General features: G+C 41.6%; 8 protein-coding genes. All 8 read right to left on the reverse strand.

Going from position 1 to position 12,671, the window contains the following annotated elements:
• The coding region (locus Q0376_RS02125; RefSeq protein WP_298703573.1) for a molybdopterin-dependent oxidoreductase at positions 1–2,110 on the reverse strand (2,110 nt) is incomplete at its 3' end.
• Positions 2,111–2,323: 213 nt separating this feature from the next.
• On the reverse strand, positions 2,324–3,451 hold the full coding sequence (locus Q0376_RS02130; RefSeq protein WP_298703575.1) for an Ldh family oxidoreductase: 1,128 nt from the start codon (positions 3,449–3,451) through the stop codon (positions 2,324–2,326).
• 233 nt (positions 3,452–3,684) lie between these two features.
• Positions 3,685–4,743, reverse strand: a complete 1,059-nt coding sequence (locus Q0376_RS02135) for a M48 family metallopeptidase (protein WP_298703576.1) — start codon at positions 4,741–4,743, stop codon at positions 3,685–3,687.
• A gap of 364 nt (positions 4,744–5,107) precedes the next feature.
• Positions 5,108–6,457, reverse strand: coding sequence for a replicative DNA helicase (gene dnaB, locus Q0376_RS02140; RefSeq protein ID WP_298703578.1), 1,350 nt, complete (start codon positions 6,455–6,457; stop codon positions 5,108–5,110).
• 142 nt (positions 6,458–6,599) lie between these two features.
• Positions 6,600–7,046 carry a 50S ribosomal protein L9 gene (gene rplI, locus Q0376_RS02145; protein ID WP_298703580.1) on the reverse strand — a complete coding sequence of 149 codons (447 nt, stop codon included), beginning with the start codon at positions 7,044–7,046 and terminating at the stop codon, positions 6,600–6,602.
• On the reverse strand, positions 7,043–9,064 hold the full coding sequence (locus tag Q0376_RS02150) for a DHH family phosphoesterase (protein ID WP_298703583.1): 2,022 nt from the start codon (positions 9,062–9,064) through the stop codon (positions 7,043–7,045). Before Q0376_RS02150 ends, rplI begins: the two co-directional genes overlap by 4 nt.
• A gap of 20 nt (positions 9,065–9,084) precedes the next feature.
• Positions 9,085–10,041 (reverse strand): YybS family protein, encoded by a 957-nt coding sequence (locus Q0376_RS02155; RefSeq protein ID WP_298703585.1) that lies wholly within the window; start codon positions 10,039–10,041, stop codon positions 9,085–9,087.
• A 271-nt stretch (positions 10,042–10,312) separates the two neighbouring features.
• A complete protein-coding gene (locus Q0376_RS02160; protein WP_298703587.1) occupies positions 10,313–12,442 on the reverse strand; it encodes an RNase J family beta-CASP ribonuclease in 2,130 nt (709 codons plus the stop codon).
• Positions 12,443–12,671 lie beyond the last annotated feature (229 nt).

Below are 12,671 nucleotides of genomic sequence, written 5' to 3' on the forward strand. Positions count from 1 at the left end.
AAAATGTACTTCCAGTCCCCTTATCCGTCATGCGACTTGCTGTTAATGCATTGATACTCACCGCTTCATCAGATGAGTTACGTTGCCACCATACCCCATAGGTCAAAACTGTACCTAATGCGACCCGATTATCAAAGAATAGAGGCACTCTCACTCGACCACGCTCATTTTGTAAATACACTTCACAGCCTTCTTTTAGTTTAGAAGCCAAATTCTCCTGATGATTTATATAGGCTGCCATAAGTGGCTTTTCCTTAGGATGCAAAATTTCATCATAGGCTTCATTAAACGAAGAGTCTAAAATACGTGGGTCTGGTGCATTAATAAGCCAGAATTCTTCCTCATCACCATATGGTGCCGTATACATAGGCAATGGTGGAGTTTCCCGAGGATTTAAAATTTCTATCTTATGTGATGGCGTTTTAAAATCCATCTTATAATTACTTGGCAAGGTAACTTCTACTGGTTCGCCCCTCAATACCAGATCTCGCTCTGCTTCACTTAAATTAGATACACGCAGCGTATCCGCTATAAGATCAACCGCCGTTTTATCAAAGACAGGGTCCTTCATGCCAAGAGCCTTCGCAATAGCGCAAATAGCATCCCAATTTGACTTACTGTCTCCGATAGGTTCAATACACTTTCTCCCCAAACCAATGGAATAATGGCCATAGGAATTATATATATCATCATGCTCTAAAGACGATGTAGCGGGCAGAACTATATCAGCATACTTAGCCGTATCAGTCATAAAGCGTTCGTGTACAACCGTGAATAAGTCATCTCTACTTAAACCTTTTCGAACAATGTTCTGGTCCGGCAAAGTAATGGCTGGATTGGAGGAGTATATATAAAGACACTTAATAGGCTTTGCCTCATCTAGCAAAGCAGGTCCTAATTGTACCATAGGAATTAAACGCCCCACTAGCACCTGATTATCAAAACGCCCCGCTAACGCTTGATTATCGGTCTTAATGGCATTTGCAAAATCTTCAAAAGTCTTACGAAGTACTTGTAAATCCTCAGAAAGGTTTTGCATATGCATATCCAAAGTACCTAAAGAAGGCGCATGTGTCTCCCATTTCATAATCTCTTTGTCCACAAATGCACTCCCTGAAGTACTGCTTAAAAATCCGCCCCCTAATTTTTCATAGGCTCCCACCAAGGCTGGCAAACAAGTGATGAGCCGAACGGTCATAGCCCCATTGCCATAACGCGATAAGCCACTGCCAAGGCGGATAAAAGGGGCCCTAGCACGACCATAGGCAAGTGCCAATGCTTCCATACGCTCTTCACTAACACCAGCAATCGTCGCTAATTCACCTAGAGAATACTTCGACAATACCTCTTCACTTAGTTCTTTATAGCCTTGCACATACTTAGTAACAAATGCTTCATCAACTAGGCCATCCCGATCTAATAACTTCATTAGGCCCAAAGCTAAGGCGCCATCACTACCTGGTTTAGTAATAAGCACCTCATCTGCCAGGTCAGCCGTGGTACTGTGGTACACATCAATAACCCAGACCTTAGCCCCTTTTGTCTTAGCCGCTTTTACATCGTGAAGAATATGTAAATTAGTACTCATTGCATTGAGGCCCCACAAGATAATTAAATCACTTTCGCCCATTTCTTGAGGCCTTGTGCCCAAGGTTTTACCCATTACGGCTTGCCAACCATGTCGTTTAGCTGGTGAACAAATGCCTCGATCCTGACGTGTAGCACCGAGTTTTGCAAATAGAGAATCGCCCGCTGCACTTTGAATTAAACCCATAGTCCCTGCATAGGAGTAGGGCATAATACTTTCACCACCATATTCTTTTATAGCCTTTTTAAATTGACTGGCAATCTCCTGAGTTGCCTCTGCCCAAGAGCAAGGTTCAAATCGTCCTGAACCTTTTGGCCCTACGCGGCGTAATGGTGTAGTCAAACGCTCTGGCGAATGAACCACCTTCTCATAATGGACCATTTTTTGACAGAGACTACCTCGTGTAAATGTATGGTCGCGATTTCCTTGCACTTTTACTATACGATTATCTTCTACGGTCACCACGAGTCCGCAAGCATCGGGACAATCATAAGGACATACTGAATGTTCTATATGCTTCATAATCTACCTCCTCACTTATTTTCTACACAAAGGTTAAAGAAAGAGCTCCCTATTTCTAGAGAGCTCTTTGACTTATTCAACCATATACGTACCATTTAAGTATGTATGAGTATAGCTGAATATGCCTAAGTATAGCTAATACCTGCATACAACTAATTATACACAAATACACCTGCAAACATACCGGTAAATCTTAGTAATTCCTAGTAATTCTTAATAATTACCCTTAAAATCCCCTGCTTCTGGTGGCTCATAATCACCAAAATAATCAGCAAAATTAAGGCCTATGGATTTACAAAGATTATAAATCTCAAGCATAGTCATATCAATAACAGGGATACCTTCTTTACGACGTTTTTCATAGGCTTCCACTTCTTTTTCACCATGCGTATAAATGCGTGGCTGTCCTTCCGCTTTTGGACTATTGCGGATTTCTTCAAGAAGCTGAGATAAATGTTGTTTAATCGCTTCTGCATCGCCAAAATAAGCAGGATTAATCGCCATAAAGCCATGACAAGTATTGGCACGGCCACCTTCACCTAAATGATTAGATGTTGCCCCTACCGATAAGATGGAGGCAAAAAGTTCTGCCACCATACCATTGCCAAAGCCTTTATGAGAACCCAATTCTTCAGTACTGCCGCCGAGAGGCATAATGCCACCGCCTCGTTTATGTGTTAAATTATCAAGAATCATCGCCGCATCATCACTAGGACGGCCTTCTGTATCAACAGCCCAATCCTTTGGCACTTTTTTACCTAATTTGTTATAAATTTCTAATTTGCCACGTGTTACCACCGTAGTGGACGCATCAAAGAAGAAATTATATGGCTCAGCTGGTGCTGCCCAAGCTTGCGGATTAGAGCCTAATAGGGCTTTACGGCCAAATGTAGGCACCATAAGGGATTCTGAATTAGTTGAGGAAAAACCAATGAGCCCTTCCTCAACAGCCATATTCGCATAGTATCCAGCAATACCATAATGATTGGAATGTTTAACCGTTACAATGCCTATACCATTTTGTTTTGCCTTTTCGATAGCAAGCTTCATCGCAAAATGGCCATTCACTTGTCCCATCCCATGATGTCCATCAACTACCGCCGTTACAGGCGTTTCAAAAATAACTTCTGGCTTTGTATTTACCTCAATTCTGCCATTTTGAATCCCTTTTTGGTAACGCACTAAGCGCTGTACACCATGACTATCAATACCATATAAATCGGACATGAGCAATACATCACGAATAATGCCCGCATCTTCTTTAGAAAAACCAAACTTCTCAAATGCATCCATGCATAAGCGATTTAATTGATCATACATAACGGTAACTGTGTGTTCCATACGGAGGCCTCCTCTTTGGCTTTTCAGCCCAATAATATCCTTTTCGGCCGCTTCACTTTCATTATACTATAGTAGATGTTAGCCCTATGTGGCTATTACCACATTCCTACGGTTTTACATATCTCATACTATTGACCTTTGCCGTCACGCTACAGAGCCTAATTAACTTAAGTTCCTATGTTAGCGTCTCATATATGATGGTACTCAAACTGTACGACCTACTGTGCCCGACCTTATTTGTCTATAGCTTCATTAATAGCGGCACTAATACTCTGTGCCTGTGCAGCATTACTAGCTGTTACTAAGGCAACTTGATTCATCATCACTACCTGTCCATTAAGGGTAGTCGTAGTCACTTGTTTATCATGGAATAAACGGGCTAATTTGCCGGCCACTAAATAGGCCCTTTCTTCTGATGAAAATTGTCCCGCCGCTTCCCCTGTATATACAGCTTTATTATTAATATATACAGTGCTTTCCTTTACCTGCACCTTCTTACCAGAGTATTCATATAGACGTTGTAAGTTTTCGTTAATGCGATTTGTAGTTTTCGGATGGTCATTAGGATTTATAATTTGAACTAAACCTTCTTGATACAATTCACCATATTTTTCGCGAATCGTATACATCGACATAGGGGCACCACCTAAGTTATATGCACTGTCTGCTAAAATTTCAAACCCTAGCTCATCAGCCTTTTTCTCTTGCGATACAGAGAATACCTGATTTGTTAAGTACTGACCGGCAATATTCCCCAATAGTACACTGGCTGTACCTGCATCAGACGTAGCAGCGCCAACAGCTACTTGAACGCCTAATTTTTTCTTAAGGCCACGAATGCCATCCTTGTGTTCACCATGGGCAATTTCATGACTCATAATATAAGCCAATTCATCATCTGTCATGCGGTCCATAGTACCCTTGTTAACTGACATAACTCGGCCAATCGCCATAAACGCATTAATATCATCTTCAGGATTTACATATACCACATAGGAGCGCTTCACTTTAGGAGATAAGGCCAGTGTATCTAAAATACGCTGAGCTCTCTGTTGATACGCCTCATTTTGATAATAGCCAGTCATTTCCTTGTATTTTTGCAAACTCGCTGCTTGCCCCTCCTCAGTATCATCTAGCTGTGAGGCTGTTTGATGCACTTCCGCCATCCCTAGCGCCCCTCCTAGCAATACTTCTAAGGCTGATGCCTGCACTGGTTCTATCTGAGAACTTGCACCTAGTAGCAAGGTAGCACCAAGTAAACCTACACCTAATCGTCGTCGCCATTGTTTCATAGTCATTCACCCCTACCAAATCACTATCACACATTTGCAAACCCATTCACTTGTAACGCCTTTATTTCATTATGACAAATAAACTACCTTTTGTCTTCAGGTTCCATAATAAATTAACCTTCCATAAAGGACTTATTTTTGGCCCTTTACTAGAATTATGGCGTCCTGTTTTGGCCTGTAGCACTATTACGCATTAACCTGTAGCACTATTACACATTAACCTGTAGCACTATTACGCATTGACCTGTAGCATCATTTGCATCTTCCTTTGACCCTAGATCGTCCACTATATAGTAATCTATAGCACTAACCACACATTATCGGTCTTTAGATCTAGTCATATAGTACCTATCTAGGGATTAAGTTATACTTCATCAGGTCGCGAAGTCGTATTACGGAATTTAGTTAAGGCGCCATCGAAGAGTAATCGAATCGTATCTAGCGCACCATTACGATGCTTACTAATAATTACCTCAGTCACATCTTGAGCATTTTCGTCCTTTGTATAATATTTATCGCGATATAAGAAAGCTACAATATCAGCATCCTGCTCTAGAGAACCAGATTCGCGCAGGTCACTGAGGAGCGGCCTCTTATCTTGACGCGCTTCTACGGCACGGCTAAGCTGTGAAAGAGCAATTAAAGGTACATTAAATTCACGGGCCATTATTTTAAGATTTCGAGAAATCTCTGAAATCTCCTGCTGCCGATTTTCAGGATTTGATTTACTACCACTGCGCCCCTTCATAAGTTGAATATAGTCTATGATAATTAAATCAAGACCATGGTCTACTTTGAGTCGACGAAGTCTCGAGCGCATATCCTGTGGTGTCATATCCGCTGTATCATCAATATACAATCTAGCACTGCCCATTAATTCCGCCGCTTTAGCTACACGGTTCCAATCATCTGGGTCGAGCTGACCACGGCGCAATTTCTCCGAGCTAACCTGTGCTACGGACGATAAAATACGCCCTACTAACTGTGCCTTTGACATTTCCAAGGAGAAAAAGGCTACTGATTTTTTAGACTCCAAGGCTACATTAGAAGCAATATTCAAAGTAAATGCTGTTTTACCCATGGACGGACGAGCTGCCACCAAAATTAAATCCGATGGTTGCAAACCATTAGTCAATTTATCAAGGTCAAAAAATCCCGTTGGCACACCGCTAATAGCATCTGTATTTTGCGATAATTCACCTACGCGATTAACAACTTCTTCCATGACTTGCCCAATGGAGGAAAAGCCTGTATCGGCCTTAATCTGGCCGCTCACGCCAAGAACTAATTGTTCTGCTCTATTTACGATTTCCTCGGCCGTATCGGCTCCATCATAGCTAATGCCCACAATTTGTTCCCCCGCCGCAATTAAACGACGAAGCTGTGCTTTTTCCGCTACGATGCGAGCATGCTCTTCTGCATTATATACAGCTAGGGAATCATTCGTAATTTGTGTAATATAAGCTATACCGCCTACTTCATCGAGTTTTTTTAAGCGCGTCAATTCATCCGTAAGCAATACAAGGTCCGCTCGCTTATTAGCGTACACAATATTTTGTATGGCCCCAAAAATAATTCGATGCGCATCGCGATAAAAATCTTGTTCCGTAATAATGCTACTAATATTGTCATACACATTATCCCCCGTCAATAGCGCTGCTAGTACAGCTCGTTCAGCTTCTATACTGTGGGGTGGAATGCGTGCATCCGCCATTAAACTTCCTCCTTTTACTGTGCCACTATGGCTTTTATCCTAGCTCCTTGAGGCTAATTGCCCCTTTATCAAAATCTTACCATCACTTTATCCCTAGTTAATAGTGCAAATAAGGCACCCAACACAATTGGGTGCCTCAGAATTAACCTTCTACTACCTCAACCTTAATGGTGGTGGTAATTTCTGGATGCACACGAATCACCACATCATGTACGCCCAAAGTTTTGATTGGGTCTTTTAATTCAATTTTCTTTTTATCTACAGTTACATCAAATTGCTTAGCCAATGCGTCAGACACATCTTTACCAGTAACAGAGCCGAACACACGACCGCCTTCACCCATTTTTACAGGAATGCGCACTTGTACTTTAGCTAATTGACTAGCCAAAATTTTAGCTTCATCATTATCTACCTGTTTTTTATGTGCTGCTGATGCTTGTTTTTGTTTTGCATTATTTAAATTAGCTGGTGTACCTTCAAGAGCTTGACCTTTTTTAATCAATACATTACGGCCATAGCCTTCACTTACTTCAATAATATCCCCACGTTTACCAACTTTTTTTACATCTTCTAATAAAATTACTTTCATTCTGAGTCTTCCTCCTCTTTCATGGCTAACAATTGCTGCTGCGCTGCCTTCTTAACAGCGGCGCGCGCCTCTGCCATTGTCATATCATATAATTGGCCTCCCGCTACGGTACGATGACCACCGCCACCGAGAGATTCCATAATAAGCTGTACATTAATTGCCCCTTGTGATCGCGCGCTGACACCAATGCCCCCATCAGCCAAAGCATAAAGAACAAAGCTAGCCTCAATGCCTTCAATAGAAATCAGCTGATCCGCCGCTTGTGCTGACACAATAGAGGCATTTTGAATACCTTCAGGGCATTCTGTGACAGCCAAACCATCAAATCGCTCTGCTTCTGCCAACATCTTGGCGCGCAATTGCATGCTGTCAAAACTTTCCATAAAGAGATGACGTACAATGGACAAATCGGCCCCTGAACGGCGCAAGAAAGATGCCGCATCAAAGGTCCTCGACCCAGTTTGCACTACAAAGTTTTTCGTATCTACTACAATGCCTGCATAAAGCGCACTCGCTTCTACTACATTAAGGGCAATAGGGTCTGCAAAATATTGAATCAATTCAGTGACCAACTCACTCGTTGAAGAAGAAGCTGGTTCTAAATAAGTCAATAATGGTTTTTCAATAAAGTCTGAAGCGCGGCGATGATGGTCAATGACTACGCGTCGCTTAGATAATTGCAAAGCCCGCGGTGCTGCCACCATGTCAGGACGATGCACATCCACTACAAACACTAAGGTCGAATCAGTTATAAAATCTTCCGCCGCTTGCGGGGTGATTAATAAACTTTCAAAACCCGGTTCAGTAGGGAACAAATCAGATAGTTTTTTAATAGCTACAGTCTGATCGCTCACAGCTACATGGACGGATTTACCCGCTGCCCTAGCCATCGCGGCTACGCCTATGGCGCCGCCAATACTATCATAATCTTCTCGCTCATGTCCCATGACGATGACGGAATCAGCATCATCCATCAATTCCTTAATAGCCTGTGCTACTACACGAGCTCGAACGCGCGTATTCTTTTCCGCCCCTTGAGTCTTACCGCCAAAGAATTTCAATTCCTTACCTACATACACACTGGCTTGGTCACCACCACGGCCTAAAGATAATTCCAGAGCAGAACGGGCCCGTTCAGATTGTTCTTTAATGGATGGCTCCCCAACAGCAATCCCAATACTAATAGTAGCAGGAATACGTCGACTGGTAGGTAAATTGTGAACCTTAGCCAATAAAGGAAAATTATGGCTAATCATATCTAATAAGGACTCTTTAGAAATACAGAAAATATAAGAGTCTTCCGTATAATTTCGCACAAAACCATCATATTGGTCAATTTCCTCTACAATGGCATTGTTAATTTCGGCCCAAAGATTGGTGTATTCCACATCACTAAGACCCTTAGTTACTTCTTCAATATTATCCATCATGAGAAAACCAAAAGCTGGTGCCATAGCTTCCGCTTCATGGCGCAACTGTTCAGATTCGGTAATATCATCAAAGTAAAACGCCATGTACGATTCTGGTACAGCTTCGCCTTTTTCCCAAGGCTCAGGTGCTACGCCCTCGATAAATTTATAGATAATCCGATAAGATCGTTCTTCAATTTGTTCATTGAAAAATCCCGACTTTCCCCATAATTTATCGAGTCGCAAGCTAGGAATAAATGTATTAAGTCGCTGCGTTTTATCGGGGTCCTGTGGCATCCAATCACGGAATACACTATTGCACCAGCAAACGCGCGCCTTACTATCAATAATAACAATAGCCGTTGGCAAGTTTTGAATAGCATAACTTGTCGCCTGAGTAATCCCTTTAGCAATCGTATCAAATTGAACACTCATATTCTTGCGCTGCTTATAAATAGCTCGACTAGCCACAATATAAGCTACAATAACAAAGAATAAGCTAAAGAGTGCCATAATCCAGTTTAACCAACAAATGACTAACAATAAAGCAATGACAACGCCTATAGCAGTGCCTTGCAGTGCTCCATAATAGCCTTTATTCGCATTCATACATTCGCTCCTTGTCCCACTTAATCCTCGCTAGAACGCTTAGCAAGGCGGTGACGTAAATCCATAAGTAAATCTAGCATGCCCACAATCATAACGGCATAACCTAATAATAAACTCATAAAAATAAGTAACATACGCATTGATTTAGAATAATTATAGCTACTTAAAACATACCACAAACAACTCAAGCCTTGTGCCAATAACATGTAAAGACCAAGTACAAAAAAGTTAGTAGCTATAAAATTTAGCCATTCATAAGGGTAGAGATTTACCCAATATTGTAAAATCAGTCCTAGTAAAAATAAATATACGGACCATTTCGGCATGCGCCATTCTGTAAGGCCTGGCAAGGGTACTTCTGCACCACCAGTGCGCCTCATAATACCATTGGCGAACCAGCAAGTAATATAATTTAAGCACGCCACCCCAACAAAGGACGCTGCCGCAATCATATAAGTAAATTGTTGCATAGCCTCACGGGCTGCCGTTAATTGGCTTTGAATCTGCTCTTCCAATAGGCCTTGACTTCGATACGTCTCTTCCATATTGTTAAGCGCATTAGCAAATTCTTGATCCCACAAGGTAACAAGGTCTACGTTCAAAAATTTAAAACTCAACCATGCTTCGAGTGGAAAGGCCACTAAAAAGGCTAGCGTGGGAATTACTAGTAAACGACTCACGGGCCAACGCCGTTCATACCCATAGGCCAATACTAAGGCCGGAAGTCCTACAGACAATACTTGCAATAAGGATTGTAAAGGGGAGATAAAAAACGCCATTACAATCGCCGCTGTAATAACAGCCAATACACTCCAGCGTATACCATGGCGCGCTGCTAGCACAAGTAAGGTAATAGGCACCATGAGGCTCACTAAAATATATAAAAAAGGTACACTGGAACCCACGAGAGTAAATACCATAATCAGAGCTGTTAAAAAACCTGTTTCCACCACAGCTCTTGTATTTGTTTGATTCATAATCACACTCCTATGTAAATAGACGTATGACTATTACGTCATACGTCTATTATTATATCATGTTACATTATATTTGAATATGTTTACGCCACCATCTAAGAAAGAGGCTCGAATCTAAAGCCAAGACTATAACACTAGATTAAGGCAAAATGACTATCTCTACCATAGAATATCTGACGCAAGGAAGCTATTGAAAGTAACAAATATATAGTTCTTAACTGATTGGCTTATACAGCTTAACTAATCAGCCCATACATTTTAACTAATCAACCTATACGTCTTGGATAATTGGTAAAATCATTGGACGACGACGAGTCTTTTCATATAAGAATTTACCCAATGTATCGCGCACCTGTGATTTAATAGTAGCCCAATCTTTAAGCTGTGCTGCCTCACATTTTTCAATTACATTTTCTACGCGATGCTGTGCTTCGTTCATTAAATCCTCTGCATCTCGTACATATACGAAACCGCGAGATACAATATCTGGCCCTGATACGATTTGACCGCTCGCCCGATCCATAGCCATAACTACGATAACCATACCTTCTTGAGCTAATTGTTGACGATCGCGGATTACAATATTGCCCACATCGCCTACGCCCAAGCCATCTACAAAGACTTTACCAGCTGTTACATGACCTGCTTTACGACCTGTACGACTAGTAAATTCAAAGATTTGACCATTGTCACCAACTAACACATGACTAGGTTTTACAAGACCCATGGATACGGCCAATTCACCATGTTTTTTAAGCATGCGGTATTCCCCATGAACTGGGATAAAGAACTTAGGACGCACAAGATTAAGCATAGTTTTTAAATCTTCTTGGCTACCATGACCGGATACGTGAATACCGCGATCACGGCCATAAATTACATTAGCCCCAAGGCGTAATAAATTATCAATAGTACGACCTACAGCTGCTTCATTACCTGGAATTGGCGTAGCGGAAATAATTACTGTATCATTTGGTGTAATTTCAATGGTGCGATGATTATTTGTAGCCATGCGAGATAACCCAGCCATTGGCTCCCCTTGGCTACCAGTAGTTAAGATCATAATTTGATCGTCACGATAGCGACCCATCTCTTCTACATCAATAAAGGTTCCTTCTGGCACATTTAAATAGCCGCGTTCTTGCGCAATTTCAGACACATTGACCATACTGCGGCCAAGAACAATTACCTTACGTTTAAATGCCACTGCCGCATCACAGGCTTGTTGTAAACGAGACACATTAGACGCAAATGTGGCCAATACAACACGGCCACGCGCTTCGCCAACAGCGCGAAGTAATGCTGGCCCTACAGTACTTTCAGATGGTGTAAAGCCAGGTTTTTCTACATTAGTAGAGTCAGACATAAGAGCTAATACACCGCGATTGCCGAGTTCAGCAAATTTATGAACATCCATTAACTTGCCATCAACTGGCGTTTGGTCTACTTTAAAGTCACCTGTATGAACTACAACGCCTACTGGTGTTTCAAAGTATACGGCACAAGCATCAGGAATGGAGTGATTCGTTTGGATAAAGCCCACTTTAAAAGCACCAATGCGAATTTCATCGCCAGCCTGCACTACATTAAGCTTTTTAGCGCTTACGCGGTTTTCTTTAAGTTTGCCTTCAATAAGACCACAAACAAGATTAGTAGCATAAACAGGTGCATCAATTTCTTTTAGTAAATATGCCAAAGAACCAATATGATCTTCATGACCATGAGTAATAACTACAGCACGCACTTTATCTTTATTTTCAATTAAATAGCTCATGTCAGGAATTACAATATCAACACCTAACATATCATTTTCAGGGAATGCCAAGCCTGCATCAAGAACGATAATATCATCACCATATTGGAATACAGTCATATTTTTACCGATTTCACCAAGGCCCCCTAATGGGATAATCATTAATTTATCTTTTTTAGAGCCACCTGTTTTGTGAGTATCTTCATGAAGAGAGGCTCCATTATTTTGATTATTTCGGGTAGTGCTGCGCCCTTTAGTCGTGGTGCGTGCACTCGTTTTGTGGTCACCCGTTTTAGCCGCTGCTGCATTCTTACTAGTCCGGCCAGCATTCTTAGAACTGCGTCCTTCTGCCGTTTTAGTACTTGTGCGATTAGTTTTATTAGTACGGCCATTGGATTTAGTCCCTTTAGCAGTCGCCGCTTCGCCCTCTTTAGGCGCTGTTGTTGTACGACCTTTACCACTAGTACGAGTACTGCGGCGTGCTGGCTTAGCTTCACCTGTAGCATCAGCCCGTCTCGTATGGCGAGTAGCCTGTGTGCGTGTTCCTTCCCCTTTTGCCTCACCAGCGTCTACAGAAGTGCTAGTTTGTGCTGTTTTGTTAGTAGCAGTGACTTCACTGCTTGCAAATTTTTCTAATTGATCTATCATGATTTAACTAAATCCTCCTATGAAATATGTAAAATACATGTGTATGTACGTTCGTTTCATATAAGTAATTAGCAAAATACGCAATTTATGTTATAACCAGTTACAACTAAGAATACAATTCTTACAGTCTCAGGCGCTTTACACGAAACCAAAGCCCATTAAATAGCTATTTTGTGCGCTCTGTCATATAGGTCATACAATACACAGTTATATACCATACGCTTCACTA

Source organism: uncultured Veillonella sp., assembly GCF_937981445.1.
Classification (GTDB): domain Bacteria; phylum Bacillota; class Negativicutes; order Veillonellales; family Veillonellaceae; genus Veillonella_A.